The sequence below is a fragment of the Lacrimispora sp. genome, assembly GCF_036758025.1.
Classification (GTDB): domain Bacteria; phylum Bacillota; class Clostridia; order Lachnospirales; family Lachnospiraceae; genus Lacrimispora.
Genome location: NZ_DAIOXM010000001.1, coordinates 438,870 through 460,712 on the forward strand (window position 1 = coordinate 438,870; position 21,843 = coordinate 460,712).

At 46.6% G+C, this 21,843-nt stretch carries 19 protein-coding genes; 16 read left to right on the plus strand and 3 right to left on the minus strand.

Annotated features, from left to right (window positions below):
* Positions 1–38 precede the first annotated feature (38 nt).
* Positions 39–266, plus strand: coding sequence for a hypothetical protein (locus V7M78_RS02085; protein WP_333645920.1), 228 nt, complete (start codon positions 39–41; stop codon positions 264–266).
* A gap of 111 nt (positions 267–377) precedes the next feature.
* Here the strand turns inward: V7M78_RS02085 and ilvD are convergent, their stop codons facing one another.
* Positions 378–2,093 carry a dihydroxy-acid dehydratase gene (ilvD, locus tag V7M78_RS02090; RefSeq protein WP_333645922.1) on the minus strand — a complete coding sequence of 572 codons (1,716 nt, stop codon included), beginning with the start codon at positions 2,091–2,093 and terminating at the stop codon, positions 378–380.
* A 185-nt stretch (positions 2,094–2,278) separates the two neighbouring features.
* On the opposite strand from ilvD, the gene V7M78_RS02095 reads away from it, so the two are divergent.
* Complete coding sequence (locus V7M78_RS02095; RefSeq protein ID WP_333645924.1) at positions 2,279–3,001, plus strand: FadR/GntR family transcriptional regulator; 723 nt, start codon at positions 2,279–2,281, stop codon at positions 2,999–3,001.
* Between the two features lie 164 nt (positions 3,002–3,165).
* Here the strand turns inward: V7M78_RS02095 and V7M78_RS02100 are convergent, their stop codons facing one another.
* The gene (locus tag V7M78_RS02100) at positions 3,166–3,564 is read right to left on the minus strand and encodes a bacteriohemerythrin (protein ID WP_333645926.1); all 399 of its coding nucleotides are present in this window, start codon (positions 3,562–3,564) and stop codon (positions 3,166–3,168) included.
* Positions 3,565–3,748: 184 nt separating this feature from the next.
* On the opposite strand from V7M78_RS02100, the gene V7M78_RS02105 reads away from it, so the two are divergent.
* The 6 genes from V7M78_RS02105 (at position 3,749) to V7M78_RS02130 (ending at position 10,893) form a co-directional block, all read left to right on the plus strand.
* The gene (locus V7M78_RS02105; RefSeq protein WP_333645928.1) at positions 3,749–4,537 is read left to right on the plus strand and encodes a pseudouridine synthase; all 789 of its coding nucleotides are present in this window, start codon (positions 3,749–3,751) and stop codon (positions 4,535–4,537) included.
* Positions 4,527–6,485, plus strand: coding sequence for an NAD-dependent DNA ligase LigA (ligA, locus tag V7M78_RS02110; protein WP_333645930.1), 1,959 nt, complete (start codon positions 4,527–4,529; stop codon positions 6,483–6,485). Before V7M78_RS02105 ends, ligA begins: the two co-directional genes overlap by 11 nt.
* 3 nt (positions 6,486–6,488) lie before the next feature.
* Complete coding sequence (gene metA, locus V7M78_RS02115; protein ID WP_333645932.1) at positions 6,489–7,415, plus strand: homoserine O-acetyltransferase MetA; 927 nt, start codon at positions 6,489–6,491, stop codon at positions 7,413–7,415.
* 325 nt (positions 7,416–7,740) lie between these two features.
* Complete coding sequence (locus tag V7M78_RS02120; protein ID WP_333645934.1) at positions 7,741–8,277, plus strand: 4-vinyl reductase; 537 nt, start codon at positions 7,741–7,743, stop codon at positions 8,275–8,277.
* Positions 8,278–8,324: 47 nt separating this feature from the next.
* Positions 8,325–9,572 carry a sensor domain-containing diguanylate cyclase gene (locus tag V7M78_RS02125; protein WP_333645936.1) on the plus strand — a complete coding sequence of 416 codons (1,248 nt, stop codon included), beginning with the start codon at positions 8,325–8,327 and terminating at the stop codon, positions 9,570–9,572.
* A gap of 151 nt (positions 9,573–9,723) precedes the next feature.
* Positions 9,724–10,893, plus strand: coding sequence for a glycoside hydrolase family 18 protein (locus V7M78_RS02130; RefSeq protein ID WP_333645938.1), 1,170 nt, complete (start codon positions 9,724–9,726; stop codon positions 10,891–10,893).
* A 61-nt stretch (positions 10,894–10,954) separates the two neighbouring features.
* Here the strand turns inward: V7M78_RS02130 and V7M78_RS02135 are convergent, their stop codons facing one another.
* Positions 10,955–12,505 carry an oligosaccharide flippase family protein gene (locus V7M78_RS02135; RefSeq protein WP_333645940.1) on the minus strand — a complete coding sequence of 517 codons (1,551 nt, stop codon included), beginning with the start codon at positions 12,503–12,505 and terminating at the stop codon, positions 10,955–10,957.
* A 268-nt stretch (positions 12,506–12,773) separates the two neighbouring features.
* On the opposite strand from V7M78_RS02135, the gene nifS reads away from it, so the two are divergent.
* From nifS to V7M78_RS02175, 8 genes are all read left to right on the plus strand, one after another.
* Positions 12,774–13,958, plus strand: a complete 1,185-nt coding sequence (gene nifS, locus V7M78_RS02140) for a cysteine desulfurase NifS (RefSeq protein ID WP_333645942.1) — start codon at positions 12,774–12,776, stop codon at positions 13,956–13,958.
* Positions 13,959–14,026: 68 nt separating this feature from the next.
* Positions 14,027–14,464 (plus strand): Fe-S cluster assembly scaffold protein NifU, encoded by a 438-nt coding sequence (gene nifU / locus V7M78_RS02145; RefSeq protein ID WP_333645944.1) that lies wholly within the window; start codon positions 14,027–14,029, stop codon positions 14,462–14,464.
* Positions 14,465–14,475: 11 nt separating this feature from the next.
* Positions 14,476–15,555: a tRNA 2-thiouridine(34) synthase MnmA gene (gene mnmA, locus V7M78_RS02150; RefSeq protein ID WP_333645946.1), complete on the plus strand. Its 1,080-nt coding sequence runs from the start codon at positions 14,476–14,478 to the stop codon at positions 15,553–15,555.
* On the plus strand, positions 15,552–16,637 hold the full coding sequence (locus V7M78_RS02155; RefSeq protein WP_333645948.1) for an N-acetylmuramoyl-L-alanine amidase: 1,086 nt from the start codon (positions 15,552–15,554) through the stop codon (positions 16,635–16,637). Before mnmA ends, V7M78_RS02155 begins: the two co-directional genes overlap by 4 nt.
* Positions 16,638–16,794: 157 nt before the next feature.
* Positions 16,795–17,829, plus strand: coding sequence for a threonine aldolase family protein (locus tag V7M78_RS02160; protein ID WP_333645950.1), 1,035 nt, complete (start codon positions 16,795–16,797; stop codon positions 17,827–17,829).
* A 452-nt stretch (positions 17,830–18,281) separates the two neighbouring features.
* On the plus strand, positions 18,282–19,904 hold the full coding sequence (locus tag V7M78_RS02165; RefSeq protein WP_333645952.1) for an ABC transporter substrate-binding protein: 1,623 nt from the start codon (positions 18,282–18,284) through the stop codon (positions 19,902–19,904).
* 38 nt (positions 19,905–19,942) lie between these two features.
* Positions 19,943–20,887 carry an ABC transporter permease gene (locus V7M78_RS02170; protein WP_333645954.1) on the plus strand — a complete coding sequence of 315 codons (945 nt, stop codon included), beginning with the start codon at positions 19,943–19,945 and terminating at the stop codon, positions 20,885–20,887.
* Positions 20,888–20,907: 20 nt separating this feature from the next.
* Complete coding sequence (locus tag V7M78_RS02175) at positions 20,908–21,831, plus strand: ABC transporter permease (RefSeq protein ID WP_333645956.1); 924 nt, start codon at positions 20,908–20,910, stop codon at positions 21,829–21,831.
* Positions 21,832–21,843 lie beyond the last annotated feature (12 nt).

Consider the following 21,843-nt stretch of genomic DNA (forward strand, 5'->3'; position numbering starts at 1 on the left):
GGTAATATATGATACCCAGCAGGAAAGGAGGAGAAAGCTTGCACAGGAGTTATTGTGTTTACTCCCTGTCGGACCGGATAAAGGCAAGAAAGATCCAGCGAGAACTGGCCAAAGTGGATGGGGTGAAGACTGTAAAGTTTTCGGAAGATTTAAAAGAAATGAACATTGAAATGGAACCTGGAAAGATTTCAGCCGTCATGGAACGGGCGGTGAATATTTGCAGCAGAATCTCTTATGGCTGTGAGTTAAGGTATAAGTTCATTTAAGTCCGAAACAAAGTGTATTGGAAAAATCAAAACAATGAAGAGAGGGAACCAACAGAAAGTCACATTTCTGTTGGTTCCCCCTCTTTTCCTGCAGCAGACTTTTGCAGTCTGTTACTTCATATATCCGCCCTTCATAGGAGAAACAGCATGTTCGGAGAAAAGCTTTAAAACGCCGGAAGGATATTTGGCAGGCTTTGGCTGCCAGTTTTTTCTCCGCTCTGCCAAAATCGCCTCCATTTCTTCAGGTGTCTTAGGCTCCCCTGCAACTCCCACAATAGCCAGAACCCGGTTTGGAATGTCAATTTCAATGATATCATCCAGTTCAACCAGAGCAATAGGGCCCCCGTCTGCAGCTTCCGGAGAAACGTGTCCGATGGCCGGGCCTGTAGAAGCGCCGGAAAAACGCCCGTCTGTAATCAATGCCACGGATTTCCCAAGCTCCTTGTCTGAGGAAATAGCCTCCGAAGTATAGAACATCTCAGGCATACCGCTTCCCCTGGGCCCTTCGTAGCGGATAAATACCGCATCACCCGGCTGGATTTTACGGGTGAGAACAGCATCAAGTGCCTCCTCTTCACTGTCAAAAGGACGTGCCCGCAAAGTAGCCTTAAACATTTCCTTCGGGCAGGCTGTGTGCTTGATGGCAGCGCCTTCGGGAGCCAGATTGCCTTTGAGAATAGCAATTGCTCCGTCCGTACCGATGGCTTGATCAAATGGACGGATAATATCCTGCCATTTTAAACCGACTTTTGCGCAGTATTCATCACACTTATCATAGAAACCGTCTTTTTTTAGATCTTCCAGGTTCTCTCCCAAAGTCTTTCCAGTAATGGTCATCACATCCAGGTGGAGAAATGCCTTGATCTCCTCCATCACCCTTGGTACACCGCCTGCGTAGTAGAAATACTGTGCAGGCCATCTTCCTGCAGGCCGGATATCCAGAAGATAGTGGGCTCCCCTGTGAAGGCGGTCAAACATTTCTGCATCCAGCTCAATTCCAAATTCATGGGCAATGGTTGGGATGTGGAGCAGGGAGTTGGAGGAACCGGAAATGGCGGCATGAACCATGATGGCATTTTCAAAGGATTTCATGGTGACAATATCTCTGGGCTTTAACCCCATTTTTGCCAGACGAACTGCCTGCTGTCCCGCCTTGAAAGCAACTGTTTTCAAATCCTCACAGGTTGCAGGCATAAGTGCAGAACCCGGCAGCATCAGCCCCAGTGTTTCGCCCATGACCTGCATGGTGGACGCTGTACCCATAAAGGAACATGCTCCGCAGGAAGGACATGCATTGTGCTTATAATAGGTGAGCTTGTCCTCTGTGATCTCACCCCTCTGATACTGAGCGCTGTAAATGCCCACCTGCTCCAGGGTCAGCAGATCAGGTCCGGCATCCATGACACCGCCTGTAACCAGCACGCAGGGAGTATTGACCCGGCCAATTCCCATTAAATGAGCGGGAACACCTTTGTCACAGCTTGAAACAAATACAGCTCCGTCAAAGGGCGTTGCCCCTGCATGAATTTCAATCATGTTTGCGATCATATCACGGGATGCCAGAGAATAATTGATACCGTCGTGTCCCTGTGCCATTCCGTCACAGATATCGGTAGTAAAATAGCGGGCCGGGCGGCCTCCTTCTTTGCGTGTTCCTGCACAGGCTTCATCCACCAGCCCCATCAAATGTGCGCTTCCCGGATGGCTGTCTCCAAATGTGCTTTCAATCATGATCTGAGGCTGAGCAAGCTCATCCACAGTCCACCCCATGCCCATGCGCAGGGGGTCCAGCTCCGGTGCAACTTTACGGATATCCTGACTAATCATACCTTTTCTCCTTTTCTCAAATTCATCAGATGAATTTATATGATTTTATTCTAAATCATCGGTCGATTGCCTGTCAATTGATTTTGAAAAATTTTTCAAATTATCTATAGTGTATATATTGGTTGCTTTTTAAATAAGCATAATATACAATATAATCAATATATCTGAAAGGTGAGAGCTGCTCTATGTATGAACCCTTAAAAAACAACCGTCCGCTGATTGATCAGACAGCAGATAACATTACCGATTATATTATTAAAAATGATCTGAAGCCCGGTGACCGCCTGCCTCCGGAACACGAGCTGGCCGAACTGCTGGAAGTGGGGCGAAGCACTTTAAGGGAAGCCATTCGTATGCTGGCCTCCCGCAATGTTTTGGAGGTGCGCCACGGAGCAGGCAGCTTTATCTCTCAAAAAGCCGGTGTGGCAGATGACCCCTTTGGCTTTTCCTTCATCAAGGACAAGCGGAAGCTGACTGAGGATCTGATTGAATTTCGTCTGATGATTGAGCCCCGCATTGCCGCAGCGGCAGCCTCTGCCTGTACAGAAGAAGAGAAGGCCGGTTTAAGAGCTCAGTGTGAAAAGGTGGAAGAACTGATCCGGTCCGGAGTATCCCATGCCGAAGAGGACAGCCGCCTCCATACCATGATTGCCGTTTGCAGCCGCAACTGCGTTATACCCAAGCTTCTGCCTATTATTACCATATCCATTGACAACCTGATCCAGATTACCCATGCCTCTTTGAGAGAGGAGACCATACGGACCCACCGGGCTATTGTTGAAGCCATCTGCGAAGGCGACAGTGTGGCTGCCTCCGATGCTATGATGCTGCATTTAATCTATAACCGGGACCGTCTGAGGACTCAGCCTTTGGTTGCGTCTTTGCAGAAGGATATGGCTGAAACGTAAGACTGGCTCATAGCTTTATATGAAATCATCAAGAGAGAAAGTGTGGCAGAGTTTTTCCGCTCAGCACACCGTAAAATAAAGAAATGGCGCAGCCTTTACGCTGCGCCATATTTCTGCACCCATGCTGCCTTATGACAGAATGTTATGAATCACTTTTTAATCAATTAACGGGCATTTTTTGCAAATTCCCCGATTTTTTTATCCATGTTGGAAATATGCTGTGTAAGCCAGTTCAATACCATCTGGTTGGCATTTAAAATGACCAGCAGATTGCCGCCTGAGGTCTTGTACTCACTGCGCAGTTTATCAAGCTGTGTGATAAAGGCAGCATGAGCCTTTTTCTGCTCTTCAAATCCGGGGTAGCGAATACTCTGCATATATTTTTCTTCATCTGAAAAATGCTTTTTTGTATAGCTGTCCAGGAAGTCCAGGAGTTCCCCGACATATTCCTTGGCACTGTTGTTCTTTCCTGCTTCAAACAGTTTTTCCGCATGGTTGAACCATGTTTTGTGCTGATCATCAATCATTGTTATCCCTACGGATAAATTTGGGGTCCATGGCATAGCGATTCCTCCTAAGTATGTAAAGACTTTTTATATTATCCTTATATTATAATAAAAGTAGCTTTTATTCAAGTGAATTATGCTGAAACAGGAAAAAGCAGCCAAACAAATGAGCAGATAAAATTGACGTACCCTTCCGGCAATGCTATAATTTTTATTTAGTATATAGTAAGGGAGAAAAAACATGGAGTCAGAAGGAATCCGTCTGAATAAATTTTTAAGCGAAGCCGGAGTCTGTTCCCGCAGAGAGGCGGACAGGCTTGTAGAGGCAGGAAAGGTACGTGTGGACGGAGCTTCTCCGGTGCCCGGTCAGAAGGTTCTTCCCGGCCAGAAAATTACGGTCAATGGACGGGTTGTGGAAAGCGGAAAAGGGGAGAAGGACCACAAGGCCCGTCCCGTCTTTTTGGCTGTCCATAAACCCAAAGGTATTGTGTGCACTACTTCAGAAAAGGACCGTGCCCCCAACATTGTGGATATGGTGGGATATCCTGTACGAATTTATCCTGTAGGCCGTCTGGACAAGGATTCGGAAGGGCTGATTCTTATGACAAATCAGGGTGATCTGGTGAATAAGATGATGCGCAGCGGAAATGCTCATGAAAAGGAGTATTTAGTGAAAGTAAACCGCCCTGTCACCGATGATTTCATCAGGAAGATGCGAAAGGGAGTATTTCTCTCAGAACTTAATGAAACCACCAGACCCTGCTTTGCTGCAAAGGCAGGAGAAAAGACGTTCCGTATCGTTTTAACCCAGGGTCTCAACCGCCAGATCCGCCGAATGTGCGGGGAACTGGGATATGAGGTGCGGATGCTGAAACGAATGCGGGTCATGAATGTAGAACTTGGAGATTTAAAGCCCGGAGCTTACCGGGAGCTGTCAAAGAAAGAATACCACCAGATGAAGGAGGCCTTAAAGGGCTCTACGAATCTTTCTTACAAGGAAGGAAAAAAGGAGAAGTCTGATGGACGGTAAAATAAACAGAATCAAAGAACTGATTCAAGTGCTCACAGAGGCAGGAAAAGCTTATTATCAGGAAAACCGGGAGATCATGAGCAACTATGAATACGATAAGCTCTACGATGAGCTGCAAGCCCTTGAACAGGAGACAGGAATCATCCTTTCTAAAAGCCCCACCCAAAACGTGGGCTATCAGGTTTTGGGCGAGCTTCCCAAAGAGGCTCATGAAAGCCCCATGCTCTCTCTGGATAAAACCAAAAGCACAGAAAGCCTGCAGGAATGGCTGGGAGACCAGCCCGGAATCCTTTCCTGGAAGCTGGACGGCTTGACGGTAGTTCTGGTTTACAACCACGGAACCCTTCAAAAGGCCGTAACAAGGGGAAACGGAGAAATCGGCGAGGTCATCACAAACAACGCCAGGGTATTTTCCAACATTCCCATTAATATATCCCATCAGGGGGAATTGGTACTCCGGGGAGAAGCTGTGATCAAGTATTCAGACTTTAACCGGATCAATGAAGAAATCGAAGATGTGGCCGCCAAATATAAGAACCCCAGAAATTTGTGCAGCGGCTCAGTCAGGCAGCTAAACAACCAGATCACGGCCAGCCGGAATGTGAATTTCAATGCTTTCGGCCTGGTGACGGCAGAAGGCGTGGATTTTGAAAACTCCAGAATGAACCAGCTTCAGTGGCTGAAAAACCAGGGCTTTGATGTGGTGGATTATAAAGCGGTAACAAAGGACACTTTGCGGTCAGCCGTAGAGGAATTTGCCAAAGAGGCCCCGGGATATGATTTTCCCTCCGACGGTCTGGTTCTCATATTTGACAATATTGCTTACGGAGAATCCCTTGGCAGAACCGCCAAGTTCCCCAGAAATGCCATTGCCTTCAAATGGGCTGATGAAATCCGGGAAACAAAACTGAATTACATTGAGTGGAGTGCCTCCAGAACCGGCCTTATCAATCCGGTAGCCATCTTTGATCCGGTGGAGCTGGAAGGTACCACAGTGAGCCGGGCCAGCGTCCATAACCTAAGCATTATGGAAGCCCTGGAGCTGGGAGAAGGAGATCAGATCACTGTTTATAAAGCCAACATGATCATCCCCCAGATTGCCGGCAATTTAACCAGAAGCAATACCGTCCATGTACCGGACCAGTGCCCGGTATGCCAGGGAAACACGGAAATCCGTAAGGTAGGGGAAGTAAAAAGCCTCTACTGCACCAATCCTGACTGCCAGGCCAAAAGGATCAAAAGCTTTTCCCTCTTTGTCAGCCGTGATGCCTTAAACATTGAGGGGCTGTCAGAGGCTACCCTGGAAAAATTCATAGGCGCCGGATTCATCCGGGAGTTTAGAGATATTTTTCATTTAAGGGATCATGAGGAAGCCATTACCACCATGGAGGGCTTTGGAAGAAAGTCCTTTGACAACCTGATAGCCGCCATTGAAAGAGCATCCCACACCACCCTGCCCAGACTGGTCTATGGCCTGGGAATCGCCGGAATCGGTGTGGCAAATGCCAAAATGCTGTGCAGGGAATTCAAATACGATTTTGAAAAAATGCGCCGGGCAGGAGAAGAGGAGCTTACAACCGTAAACGGCATCGGAAAGGTGCTGGCAGAAGGCTGGATCAAGTATTTTAAAGAAGATAAAAACAATGAAGCAGTGGACCGTCTGCTGTCGGAAATCACTCTGGAACAGGAAGGAGCCCCGGAAGGAGGCGGAAAATTTGACGGCATGGTATTTGTCATCACCGGCTCGGTGGAGCGCTATGCCAACCGGAAGGAGCTGCAGGAGGTGATCGAGGCCAACGGAGGCAAGGTGACCGGTTCCGTGACTTCCAAAACCACTTACCTGATTAACAACGATACTATGTCAGCCTCTTCAAAAAATAAAAAAGCCAAGGAACTGGAAGTGCCTATTATTTCAGAAGAAGATTTCATGAGAATGCTGGAGGAATAAATTATGCCAATTAAAGTACAAAAGGAGCTGCCCGCAAAAGCCATACTGGAGAGGGAAAATATCTTTATGATGGACGAAGACCGGGCCATGAGCCAGGATATTCGTCCTCTGGAAATTCTGATCGTAAACTTAATGCCGGTAAAAGAAGAGGCTGAAACCCAGCTTCTCAGAGCTCTTTCCAATACGCCCCTGCAGGTGGATTGTACCTTCCTCATGCTGGAAAGTCATACCTCAAAGAACACGTCTGCCAGCCATTTAAACAAGTTTTACGTTTATTTTGACGAGGTAAAGAGAAAGAAATTTGACGGAATGATTATTACCGGAGCGCCGGTGGAGAACATGGAATTTGAAGAGGTAAACTATTGGGAAGAACTGAAAAAGATCATGGAGTGGAGCAAAACCTATGTGACCAGCACCTTTCACATCTGCTGGGGAGCCCAGGCAGGCCTTTACTACCATTATCAGATACCGAAATATAAGCGGAAGGATAAACTGTCCGGCGTCTACTGCCACAAGGTTTTAGACAGAAAAGTGCCTTTGGTGCGCAGCTTAGATGACTATGTGATGGCTCCCCATTCCCGTTATACAGAGGTCCGGAGAGAAGACATTGAAAAGCATCAGGAGCTGAAGATTCTGGCGGAATCTAAAGAAGCCGGAATCCTTCTGGTCATGAGTCTTGACGGAAAACACATCTTCATCCAGGGCCATCCGGAATATGACCGCATGACCTTGCACGGAGAATACCACAGAGATTTGGATAAAGGCCTGAATCCGGATATCCCCTGCAACTATTACGAAAATGACAACCCGGATACGCTTCCGGTGCTGAACTGGAGGAACGGAGCCAATACCTTATACGGAAACTGGCTGAACTTCTATGTATATCAGATGACTCCTTACATCCTGGATGAAAATGGGGAAAAGATCTGATTACTTTGTCCTCAGCAGTCTTCGGCTGCCCACTTCCACTGCTCTGTATTAAGCAAAATTGTTAAAAGGGACTGTTGTAAAATGCAACAGTCCCTTTTTTAGTCCTGCTTTTTTCCCGATTACAAGATTTTGTGATTATAAATAAGAAAAAACGAATTTGTCAAAGAAAAGATAAAAAAACATCTATTTGCGGATCATATCTTCCCTGCATTTCTTGAAACCCTGCATTTTTTATGGTAAAATGCATGTTATATGACAACTTTTTCCAAAAAAGGAAATGTGAAGCAGTATCAAAAATAAGTGCGAAAGAGGAAAGGGGCATGCCATGATGGAGAACGTGCTTTTGCAGGGAGATGGCAAGGAGGGTTTTACCTGGAAGTCTCTGGGAAATATTAAAAAGGGACGGGGAGCCCTGGGAGAGGAAATGCCGGTATTGGTATACCGTCTGATGCAGTACACTCTTTTGGAGGTTCTGACCAAAGCCCACGGCAAGGATCAGGCAAATGAATATTTCCGCCAGGCCGGATATCTGGCCGGACTTGAATTTGCAAAGAATGTTTTGGATTTAAAGGCTGATTTCGGAACCTTTGTGGCAAATCTTCAAAAGAAGCTTCGGGAACTGAAAATCGGAATTCTCCGCATGGAAGTATATGATGAGGCCACGGGAGAAATTGTGCTGACGGTAGGCGAGGATTTAGACTGCAGCGGACTTCCCATCACCGGGGAGACTGTATGCTATTATGATGAAGGACTTATTTCTGGAATTCTGGAGGCGTATACGGGAAAAATATATAACGTTCGTGAGATTGATTGCTGGGCAAACGGTGACAGAGTTTGCAGGTTCCGCGGAGAAATCCAATAGAGAAAGCAGTTTTATGCCGCAGGAACAAAAGGGGGAGGAAATGTGTTATGGAGACCGTTGCCAGGATTTTGCTGACTTATTTAAGCAATGTAGTATATGATCCTGAAAGTGCCGTTCTGGATTTAAAGGAGCTGCCTGAAGAATTTCGAGAGTTTGGGAGAGGATTGATGTACTTTTCCAAATGCGTGTTGGAAACAACAGAATTAGCTGATGCTCTTTCAAAGGGCTGTTTGGACATGAAGCTGCCTCCGGCAAGCAATGAACTGTCTTCTCCTGTCAAAAATCTTCACGCTGTTTTAAAGCATCTGACATGGCAGACCCAGCAGGTAGCCCGTGGAGATTACCAGCAGAGGGTGGACTTTATGGGAGACTTTTCCGATGCGTTTAATTCCATGACTGAGCAGCTGGAGCAGCAGCGCTTTGCCCTGTTAAGAGAAATTGAGAGCAGACAGAGGGAAATTCATATGCTGGCACGGAACAAAAGCTTATATGAACTGCTTGTGGGAAAGATCGCACAGTGGATCGTGGTAGCAGATGCGGATACGGCAGAATGGCTGTTTATCAGCCATGAAATGGACAGCACCTTGACGGGCATTCACTCCGAACAGAGGCTGCGCCAGTGGATGAAAAGGCAGGCAGAAGTGATGAAGGGAAAAGAAGAGCCTCGTGTTACGGAGCTGGAGTTTTCCGAAGAAGAGGGAGGACAGTACTATTCCGTGTCCATTCACCCTATGCGCTGGCATAAGCGCAATGCCCTCACCTTTGTGATTTCTGACGTCACCAGGGAAAGGGAGAGGCTGAACAACCTGCAGAATATTGCCAACTACGATACTTTAACCCAGGCATACAACAGACATTACTGCATGGAATTATTGGATGAATGGCTGGATGAGGGGGAGACATTTCTCATATGCTTCATTGATATAGACAACTTAAAGCACGTTAACGACCAGTTCGGACATATGGAAGGGGATAATTACATCATAAGGGTGTCCGATGTCTTGCGGGAGTTTTCCCCTGAGGTGATCACGTGCCGCATAGGAGGAGATGAGTTCGTACTGCTGATACAAAACTGGACTGCCAAGGCGGCCCGGGAGAGGATGGAGGCACTCAGAAACTGTTTGAATGCTGCAAACAGGAAATCAGGGCTGTCCTTTGAATACAGCATAAGCTACGGAGTGATTGAGGTGGAAGAGGACAATATCCTGTCTGCTGCTGATTTGCTCAATGCTGCTGACGAGAAAATGTATGAATATAAAAGGGCGTACAAAAAACGGCTCATTGAGAAACAATGATGCTGTTTCAATTCCCGCCCTCTGTCTGATTTGGAAGCTGGATCATAGTCATATGATTTGGCTTTTTTGTTTTTCCATATTTTACCCGCTATTCAAAGAAAATCCATCATGTTATACTTGAAAAAATAATTGAGAGAAAAAGGAAAATGAAATGAAAAAGAAAATAATGAAAACGACAATTCTGCTGGTTTCTGTTTTTCTGCTGGTCATTTGCACCAGCCTTCCAAGGCAGGAAGCCTTTGCTTCAAAGCCTTCCGATGAGATTCTCCCTGGAAAAACCGTTGGTTACTATGGAGCATGGGCAGCATATTCCGGCTATAATCCAGATCAGATTGATGCAGGTAAGCTGACGCATATTAATTATGCCTTTGCCAATATTAGCCCGGACTTAAAAATTACCTTGGGGTATCCTGACATAGACCCTGATAATATAAGACTGTTAAATTCACTGAAACAGAAAAACCCTGATTTAAAAACCCTGATTGCCGTAGGAGGCTGGACCTGGTCCGGCAGGTTTTCCGATGCTGCACTGACGGAAGAATCCAGAACCGTATTTGCGGACAGCTGCGTTGATTTCATCACAACATACGGGTTTGACGGAGTGGACCTTGACTGGGAATATCCGGTAAGCGGAGGGCTGGTGTCCAACAGCAGACGGCCGGAGGATAAGCAAAACTTTACGCTGTTGGTTAAAAAGCTGCGGGAAAAGCTGGATGAAAGAGGAACCCTGGACAACAGACACTACCTTCTGACGATTGCAGGGGGAGCTGACAGCTCTCAGATCAACAATCTGGAACTGCCGGAATTAACCCAGTACTTAGACTATGTAAACCTTATGGCTTATGACCTTCACGGAACCTGGGATTCAAGGACAGACCTTCTGGCCCCCCTTTATGATAATGACGATCCTTCTCCCCAATACAAAATCAGTGTGGACAAGGTTGTGAATTCCTGGCTGAACAAGTCTGTTCCCGCGGAAAAGCTGGTCATGGGAATCCCATTTTACGGATACTTATATTCCTCTGTCAACAATTCAAATAATGGGCTGTACCAGACCTTTGGCGGAGCCAATTCCATCAGCTACCGGGACATAAAAGCCAACTATTTAGGGAAAGCCGGTTATACGGGCCGTATCCATTCCCAGTCCATGGTACCCTGGATGTTCAATGGAACCATATTCATAAGCTACGAAGACCCCCAGTCCATCGCTCAAAAGACAGCTTACATAAAAATAAAGAAACTAGGAGGCGCTATGATTTGGGAGCTGAGCCAGGACTCAGACGGAGAGCTTCTCAATGCATTGCATGATGGAATGAAATAATATACCCATAAATAAAAGGGCTGCCTGGAGATTATCCGGCAGCCCTTTTAGGAGAGTGATATCAGTTCTGTTCAGGTTTTTCCCTTTTAAAGATATGAGCAAAGGCCAGCAGCACAAGATAAATGCCGCTGAGTACAGCAATATGTAAAGCTGTTTTTATAAATAAGGGCATCCCCTGAAACGGATCTGCTGCAGAAAATACTGCAAAGTAAATCCCAATGGACAGAATCATCAAAAATGCCGGCTTTACCACCATATCCCAGGCATTCCACACAAAATCCACCTTTTTTCGCAGCGTCAGAACGTACATCAATGCAAGAAGTACCTCGCTGACCAAAGCCCCCACCAGATAAGCCAGGATTCCAAACTTTGGAATTCCAAAGAAGACAAAGCTTAAACGGACCATCAGGGCTACGGTGTTCTGGACAAAGGTGACAGAGGTGCGCCCCAGGCCGTTTAAAATGCTCCCCAGGGTGGTGACCAGATAGAGGAAGGGACAAAGCCAGGCCAGAATGGTCATATAGGTTCCGGCAGTTTTATCCTTAAACACGCTGACACCTAAGTCATTTCCAAACAAAGTAAAAATGCCAATGCAGAGGATTCCCACATACAGGCAATACCGAAGTGACATGGAAATAGCCGTCCCGATCCTTCTTTCATTGCCTTCTGACTGAGCCTTTGCCACAGTTGGAAGCAAAAGCACTGCCAGGGAATTAAAAATGGTGGATGGGAACAGAATAAAGGGCAGAGCCATTCCGGTTAAAACGCCGTATACAGAAAATGCTCCTGAATCGGACAGTCCCGACATCTTCAGCCTGCTGGGAATTAAAATGGCTTCCGTACTTGCCAGGACATTTAACACAAGCCGGTTTCCCATAAGAGGAAGAGCCAGGTGCATAAGATCGGGAGCGGTTTCCCGGAAAGAAGCAGCCGTTTCTGTAATGCCCTGAGGTATTTTAGGCGGGAAAAACCGGTGGGCAACAACCGTATAAAGGGAAGAAGCGATCTCTCCGATTAAATGCCCCATAACCGCCAGATGAACCGTGATTTCTATGCCTGATTCGATCATAATATCAGCGATCAGAAATACAGCCCCAATCCTTATGGCCTGCTCTGCCACCTGGGCGGCTGCCGGAACTTTAGGACGCTGCATTCCGTAATAATATCCGTTTATGCAGGCGTGAATGGCTGCACAGGGAACGGATACGGCAATAAAGGTGAGAAGGCCCTCGCAGCGGGGCTCCATCAGGATATTGACGGCGATGAAGTTCTTGAACTGGATAATCACGTATGCCAAAACCGTGGAAATAGCCAGTGAAATAATAAGGCCGGTCCGGAAAATGGAACGGCCCTTTCTAACATTGGCAGCTACTGACTGGGATATGGCAGTTTGGATAGACCCGGCACATAAGGCAAAGCAGACGCCGAACACCGGATGAAGCAGATTGAAAACTCCCAGTCCTTCGGCGCCGATGGTACGGGAAAGAAAGATGCGGTAAAAAAACCCCAGCACCCGGGTGATGAGCCCGGATGAGGTTAAGAGAAGAGTGCCGGTTAAAAGGGCGTATTTTCTTTCAGAAAGTTTTTGGGGAAACTTCAGGGAACCATTCATGAAATCTCCTGAAAATGAGAATTATTATAAATATATGGAGCAAAGGGAGGCTTCATGACATTTTATCCTTTCGGGGCAGGCCAAATTCCCCGGCAAGAGCCCGCTGCATACCATAATAATATCCATCTGACAGGTATAAAATGTATTTTTTTTCGACATGTCCGTAATGAGAATCATTCCTATTGAAATTCTAGGAAATATGTGTATAATAGAAATTGTAGATGAAGCTTTTAACTTTAGGACTACAGAAAGGCGGAACTAACAAATTATGAAGCAACTGATTTATCTTGACAACGCTGCGACTACCAAGACGCGGCCTGAGGTCGTGGAGGCCATGCTGCCGTATTTCACGGAATTTTATGGAAACCCATCATCAGTATATGAGTTTTCCGGCAAGTCAAAAAAGGCTGTTACAGAAGCCAGAGAGACTATCGCCAATGCTCTGGGAGCAAAATCCAATGAGGTTTATTTTACAGCAGGAGGTTCAGAAGCCGATAACTGGGCCCTGATTGCCACTGCGGAAGCCTATTCAGGAAAAGGAAAACACATCATCACCAGTAAAATTGAGCATCATGCCGTGCTTCACACTTGTGAATATCTGGAAAAACACGGTTTTGATGTAACTTATTTAAATGTTGATGAAAATGGGGTTGTAAAGCTGGATGAGCTGAAAAAGGCCATTCGCCCTGATACCATCCTCATTTCCATTATGTTTGCCAACAACGAAATCGGAACCATTGAACCGATTAAGGAAATCGGCGAAATTGCAAAAGAACACGGAATTATCTTCCACACCGATGCGGTTCAGGCTTTCGGCCATGTGCCCATCAATGTGGATGAATACCATATTGATATGTTAAGTGCCAGCGGCCATAAAATCAACGGCCCCAAAGGCATTGGATTTCTTTATATCCGTACCGGAATCAAATCCCGTTCCTTCGTTCACGGCGGAGGACAGGAAAGAAAGCGCCGGGCAGGTACGGAAAATGTACCTGGAATCGTAGGCTTTGGAAAAGCTGTAGAGTTGGCAGTGGCCGGCATGGATGAAAGAATCCGCAAGGAAACGGAACTGAGAAATTATCTGATGGAACGGGTCATGGATGAGGTTCCTTATACAAGGATCAACGGCCACAGAAAAAACAGGCTGTCTAACAACGTCAGCTTTGCCTTCCAGTTTATTGAGGGAGAATCCCTTCTCATTATGCTGGACATGAAAGGCATCTGCGGCTCCAGCGGTTCCGCCTGCACCTCCGGTTCATTAGACCCATCCCATGTAATGCTTGCCATCGGCCTTCCTCATGAGATTGCCCATGGTTCTTTGCGTTTGACTCTTGATGAAGAAAATACAAAGGAAGAAATGGACTACGTGGTAGAATCCATTAAGGAAATCGTGGCAAAGCTGCGCAGCATGTCGCCCCTTTACGAAGATTTTATCCGTCATCAGGCAAAATAAAGAGATACAGTCAAACCAATATCCGGCTATGGGCCGGATACATTACCTGGAAAGTGAGTTGATATTTTATGTATACAGAAAAAGTAATGGATCATTTTGAACATCCCAGAAATGTGGGAGAGATAGAGAATCCCAGCGGTCTTGGAACCGTGGGAAACGCCAAATGCGGCGATATTATGAGAATTTATCTGGATATTGATGAAAACCAGATCATCCGCGACGTCAAATTCAAGACCTTTGGCTGCGGAGCAGCAGTAGCAACCAGCAGTATGGCGACAGAACTGGTAAAAGGAAAAACAGTTCAGGAGGCTATGCAGGTGACCAATCAGGCCGTTTGTGAAGCCCTTGACGGACTTCCTCCGGTTAAGGTTCATTGTTCCCTGCTGGCAGAAGAAGCCATTCACGCCGCTTTATGGGACTACGCCAATAAGAACGGACTGGAGATTCAGGGATTAAAGAAACCAAAGTCCGATATCGGCGAGGAAGAAGTGGAAGAAGAATATTAAGGTGCGAAGCTATGAGCAAAGCAAAAGTAGTTGTGGGAATGTCGGGAGGCGTGGACTCTTCCGTGGCAGCGTGGCTGTTAAAGGAACAAGGGTATGATGTCATCGGCGTTACCATGCAGATATGGCAGGATGAGGATTCCGGGACCCAGGAAGAAAACGGAGGCTGCTGCGGCCTAAGCGCCGTAGACGATGCCCGACGGGTGGCCTGGGACCTGGGAATCCCCTATTATGTCATGAATTTTAAAGAGGAATTTAAGTCCCAGGTCATTGACTATTTTGTAGATGAATACCAGAGAGGGCGGACGCCCAATCCCTGTATTGCCTGCAACCGTTACGTCAAATGGGAATCTTTGTTAAAGCGCAGTCTGGACATTGGAGCGGATTATATTGCAACCGGCCACTATGCCCAGATTGAACAGCTTCCTAACGGAAGGTACGCTTTGAAAAAGTCCGTGACAGCGGCCAAGGACCAGACTTACGCCCTCTATAACTTAACCCAGCATCAGTTGTCACATACCCTGATGCCTGTGGGCGCTTATTCCAAGGATCAGATCCGTGAAATTGCGGACAGAATCAACTTACAGGTTGCCCATAAGCCGGACAGCCAGGAGATCTGCTTCATTCCTGACAACGATTACGCCGGATTTATTGAGGAAAATGCAGGGGAAAAGGCTCCGGAGGGAAATTTCGTGGATTTAGATGGCCAGGTCATTGGCCGCCACAAGGGAATTACCCATTACACCGTAGGCCAGCGAAAAGGGCTGAACCTTTCCATGGGACGCCCTGTCTTTGTGGTGGAGATACGCCCGGAGACCAACGAGGTGGTCATTGGAAACGGAGACGACGTTTACTCCCATACCCTTCGTGCCGGTCATTTAAACTGGATGGCAATTGACGGCCTTCACGGTGAGGAAATGCGTGTATCTGCAAAGATCCGTTACAGCCACAAGGGAGCCATGTGCACCATACGGGAAATAGAAGACGGGCTTGTGGAGTGTAAATTTGATGAGCCTCAGCGGGCCATCACTCCGGGACAGGCAGTGGTATTTTATCAGGATGACTATGTTGTGGGCGGAGGTACCATACTTTGAGTGATGTAAGGAAAAGAAGAGGCTGGGTGTTACTGGCCGCAGTTCTTTTGTGTGCAGCCCTTCTTTCAGGCTGCGGAAGAAAATATGAAGCGGCAGAAGTGCCTGCCATAGAGGAAGCCTCAGGCGGCTTAAGCGTGGCAGAGGGAGAGGATGTGCCTCCTGTAACCATTGAAGCTGAAACCAGCACCCATGAAGCCGTTGTTACAACAGAGACGGCTCCTGCATTTACAACAGTGGATGAGACTGTTTACGTGACCGGTTCTTCAGTGAATGTAAGAAAGTCCCCCTCTGGAACAGGAGAGGTTCTGGCAAAGCTGGGCAAGGGAGAGGCTTTAAAGCGGACCGGATACAGTGACACCTGGAGCCGGGTCATTTATGGAGATAAGGAATCCTATATCTCTTCCCGTTACGTGTCAAAGGACAAACCGGCAGAGGAGCCAAAGGTTTCTGCTTCCGGCAAGATTATTGCCATTGACCCGGGCCATCAGGCTAAGGGAAATTCAGAAAAGGAACCCATAGGCCCGGGCGCTGCGGAGCAGAAGGCCAAGGTGTCTTCCGGAACCCAGGGTGTTGCCACAGGCCTTCCGGAGTACAAGCTTAATTTAGCTGTTTCCTTAAAACTAAAGGAGGAGCTTATTAACCGGGGCTATCAGGTATATATGATCCGTGAAACTCATGATGTGGATATCAGCAATGCGGAACGGGCGGAAATGGCCAATAAAAGCGGAGCCGATATTTTTATCCGTGTTCACGCCAACTCCTTAAATGACAGCAGCATCCACGGTGTACTGACCATGTGCCAGACCTCTAAAAACCCTTACAACGGAGAGCTTTACAGCAAAAGCAGCGCCCTTTCCAAGGCAGTGACAAACGGAATCAGCAGCCAGACCGGTTTTAAAAACAGGGGAGTCCAGGAAACGGATTCCATGAGCGGCATCAACTGGTGTAAAATTCCGGTGTCCATTGTGGAAATGGGCTTTATGAGCAATGCAGAAGAAGATAAAAAGATGGCAACCGAGGAATATCAGGATAAAATAGCCAAAGGAATAGCTGACGGTATTGATGCCTATTATCAGAACTAAATCAAAGAACCAGTCAGACAGAAGAGCAGGAGATTCCTGTTCTTCTTTTTTTACCTGGCTAATGATGCGGGGAAGGGATATAATGAACATAGCAAAAAATGCATAAGAGGATAAACGAAATATGCAAATTAAATAAAAATGAAAGGTTGGAATGTAAATGATTGATTTGAGAAGTGATACCCTTACATTACCGGATCAGGAGATGCTGAAAACGATTCTTGGAGCGAAACTGGGTGATGATGGCAGAACTCATGGGCTGCAAAGAGGCGAAGACCTGACTGTAAATGAATTGGAGGATCTGGCAGCACAGATTACCGGCAAGGATGCAGGAGTCTTATTCCCAACGGGAACCCTTGGTAATACAGCGGCTGTTCTGGCTTCCTGCCAGCCAGGTGACAAGGTACTGGTAGATGAGCAGCAGCATCTGTATATCAGTGAAAAGGTGTTGTTTGATTCTAGTCTTGGCCAATTGCAGCCAGTGACCTACCGTCATGATGAAAATGGTTTTCCTATACTGGAAGATATAGAGGCAGCGCTGAAAGGCGGCGGCATTCGTCTGGTATGTATTGAAAACACCCATAATTTTGCCGGCGGGGCCTGCATTCCTCTTGAGAATATGAAGGAAATCTATGAGCTGGCATACCAATATCAAGTGCCAGTGCATATGGACGGTGCAAGAATGTTTAATGCGGCGGTTGCTCTGAACGTATCTGCTGGTGAAATGTGCCGTTATGTTGACTCAGCCATGTTTTGCATCTCCAAAGGTCTGGGTGCTCCCGTTGGTTCTCTGGTATGCGGAAATCAGGAATTTATTTTAAAGGTGCGTGGAAAGAGAAAACTGCTGGGTGGTGTCATGAGGCAGGCAGGAATTATTGCAGCACCCGGCCTTTACGCAATGAAGAATAATATTGAGCGTCTGCAAGAGGACCACGCTCATGCAAAATGTACGGCAGAATTGATTCAGGGCTTAAAATACACGCATATGGTTGGACAGGCTGTAACCAACATTTTAGTACTGGATGTCAATGATCTGGGGCTGACACCTGAGGAATACTGCGGGAAGGCAGAAGAAAAGGGGTTGCTTATCAAGCCGGTGCTGTCTGATAAGGTAAGGCTGGTTTTCTACAAAGGAATTACAAAGGAGGATGCCATAGAAGCAGCCCGGATTATAGGGGAGTTGGATAAAAAGTAAATGCATAACAATTAGACAGGATAACTCATATAGATATGTAAATCGGTTAAATTGCATGGCTGGGTTACATCGAAATATTCTGCAAAATCATTATTTCTCCACAGGTATCCTCCATTGAGATTTCTTTCATAAATTGAATGAAATATACATATTTTTGAATAAAAATAAAACTTGAAATTCGCTAAAATGGCAATAAAAGCGGACAGATAACTTGATGGGATAAAGTGAAAATTAATTTTTATTCATAAAAAATTATAATAATCACCTATTGACATAAAAAAAATGATGTGTTAAAATGCATAACAATCTAAAAAAAAGTTTTTACTGTCAAAGTAGACAGCACAACGTTTGTGCTGTCTTTTTTTATAAAGTAATCTAAAGTTTTTTATTGTCAAAGGAGACAGCACAATATTTGTGTTGTCTTTTTTTAAAAAGAAAAGGAGGAATCTATTATGAGAAAGATGGGCAAAAACGTAGTAGCTCTGGCAATGGCAGTGGTTTTTGTATTAAGTGGCTGCGGGGGTGCAGGCAAACCGTCATCTTCGGCAGACAGCACAGCAGCTGGAACAAGTGGAGGAACTGAGGCGGCAATAGATCCTTCGGCAAGCTATAAGGAAGATCTGCAGATAGCAGTCACACAGCAGGCACCTTCCCTCGACTTACATAAAAGCAGTTCTTTAATTTCCAGGCAGATGTGTGATGGTACCGTCTGGGAGAAGCTGGTCACATTGAACAGCAACGCAGAGGCAGTACCGGAGCTCAGTGAGAGCTTTGATGTCAGTGATGATGGAACCACTATCGTTTTTACCCTGAGAGAAGGAGTTAAGTTCCATGATGGAAGCACCATGACTGCAGATGATGTAGTGGCTTCCATGAACCGTTGGATCGAAGGATTCAGTTCAGCGGCAGCCATGGTCGGCGATGCAAGATTTGAAAAGGTTGACGATAAAACCGTACAGATCGTTGGCAGCAGCCCCCTGATTTTACTGCCGGCCATGATCGCCGGAGCAGCACAGCCGGCATCCATCACTACAGTTGCAGCGTGTGAGAACGAGGATGATAACGGTTATCTGAAAGACTATATTGGAACCGGTCCTTATAAATTTGTAGAGTGGAAGCAGGATCAGTACGTAAAATTTGAGCGCTTTGATGATTACTCTGCTTATGGAACAGAAGGTCAGCCCATGGACGGCTGGAGCGGATATAAAGGAGCACCTACCAAGATTCTTCAGTTCAACATCGTCCCGGATCAGGCAACTGCAACCGCAGGGCTGGAAGCAGGACAGTATGATGTGATATTTAATATACAGGATGAGGATTATGCAAGACTGGAAAGCAATCCTGATCTGGTCACCAGCAAAGGCCAGTCCGGTTCCGTAGCCTTTATCTTTAACCACAAGTCAGGAATTGCTTCCAACCAGTATTTCCGTAATGCAGTAAACACAGCCATTGACTGTGATGCAGTACTGATGGCGGCTTACGGTTCGGCATATGAACTGGGCTCCGGCTATATGGATGCCGGGCAGGTGTTCTGGCAATCCGATGCCGGCAGTGAATTATACAACCAAAAAGATCCTGAAAAAGCAAAACAAATCCTTGCAGACGGCGGTTATAAAGGAGAATCATTTAAAATTTTAGTAGCTTCACTGAACCGTATGGATTCCATGGCAATTGTATTGAAATCAGAGCTTGAAGCAATTGGAATTCCGGTTGAACTGAGTATTGTAGATTGGGCAACACTGATTGATTACAGAAAAGATCCTGCTAACTTCGATATGTACATTACCAGCTTTGCAGAGGTGCCAGTCCCTTCCCTGAAGCTTTACTTTGGAAAAGATTATCCAGGCTGGTCAGATGATGCGAAACTGACTGAACTGTTTACCAAGATGACATCTGCAACCAATCTGGATGACGCAAAAAAAGCCTGGGATGAACTGCAGGGTTATTCCTGGGAGTATCTGCCCATCATCTGCCCCGGACATTACATGGGTATGTTTGCATGGCAGAAGGACGTAAGCGGTATCAACATGTTCAGCGGCGGCCCCAAATTCTGGAATGCAGGAATTCAGGAATAAATGTATTGCAAGTAAAGTGACGCAGAAAGGATGGGCGTATGAAAAAATTCCTTGCTAAAAGAGTTCTGTCTGTGATACCGGTATTATTTGTGGTATCGATCATTATCTTCTCTCTGGTTCATCTGGTGCCCGGTGACCCGGCATCGGCAATGCTGGGAGATATGGCTACTGAGGCTGACGTGGCGGCGCTGCGGACACGGATGGGACTTGACCGTTCTTTGCCGGAACAGTATGTTGTCTGGATTGCCAACATATTCCGGGGTGACCTTGGTTCCAGTGTGGTCAGCAATGAAACCGCAGCCACCATGATTATCAGCCATATACAGCCGACGGTCTCACTGGCATTGTATTCGCTCATCATTGCAGCCGTTATGGCAGTGCCTTTGGGCATGATTGCAGCACGTTACAAAAGTTCGGCTGTGGATCATGGGGTCACAGTTTTATCACTGGCAGGAATCTCGCTTCCGAGTTTCCTGCTGGGACTGTTCCTTATGCTGGTATTTGCAGTAAAACTTCGCTGGTTTCCGGTTTCCGGGTTTAAGGAACTGAAAGATGGATTCATTCCCCATATCCGTTCCCTGACACTTCCGGCTGTCGCACTGGGCTTCATGAATGCGGCACTGATGATGCGTATGACCAGAGCTTCGATGCTGGAGGTTCTAAACAGCGACTATATTAAGATGGCGAAAGCCAAGGGCGTCAGAGATTTTGTGATTCTTGCAAAACATGCCCTGAAGAATACATTGGTAACCCTGATCACAGTATTCGGCCAGAGTATTGTTGCAGCACTTTCCGGAGCGGCGGTGGTTGAAAGCCTGTTTGCAGTTCCGGGGCTGGGGCAGTTGATGGTTAATTCCATTGGCAGGCGGGATTATTATGTGATTCAGGCAATTGTACTGTTAATTGCCATATTTAATGTACTGATTAATATGTTGATCGACATTCTTTACGGAGTTGTAGATCCGCGGGTCCGTGTGAATTAGAGCAGAAAGGTGGAATAAATATGACAAAGTCAGAAACCCTGGAAATGTATGATTCCTTCTATATGTCATATGGCAGTGACAGCATGGAAACCCTTAAGAAAACTCTTGCAAAAGAACAGAGGGATATCCGCATCCGCAAGTTCACCAGAAACAGGGCTTCTGTCTTTGGGCTGGTGGTGGTGGTTCTGATGATTTTGCTGGCAATTCTGGCCCCCGTGATCTGTTTGCATGACCCCTTGGCTCTGGACGTTGCCAACCGTTTAAAAGGCAGCAGTGCCCAGCACTGGTTCGGAACAGACGGGATGGGGAGAGATGTGTTTGCCAGAGTCATCTATGGAGCCAGGATATCCCTCGCCGTTGGTTTCAGTGTAGGTATCATTTCCGGTGCGGCAGGGCTGGTTATCGGCCTTTATGCCAGCACCAACAAAGTTGCCGATAACATCCTGATGAGAATTTGTGATGGCTTAAAAGCCATTCCCAGCACCCTTCTCGCAATCACACTGATGGCGGTATTAGGTGCAGATATTAAAAATGTCATTATCAGCCTTACCATCGTAAACATCCCCAATATGGCCCGTCTGGCACGAAGCCAGGCACTGGTGGTAAAAGAACAGACCTATGTGGAAGCCATGCGCTGCCTGGGCGCTAAAAAGTCCAGAATTTTATGCCGGCATATTGCACCTAACATTCTGTCCCCCCTCATCGTACAGGTGACCTTTGTTTTTGCTTCATCAATTATCACCGAGGCAGCCTTAAGCTTTCTGGGGGCAGGTGTACCCGCACCGGCTCCCAGTTGGGGCAATATTTTGTACGAGGGAAAATCAGTTATTTACAATGCGTGGTGGATGATTGTGTACCCGGGTGTATTTACCGCCCTTACCGTACTGGGACTGAACTTATTAGGAGATGGGGTCCGTGATTTTATTGATCCCATGAGCAGTTAAAGGAGAAAGGAG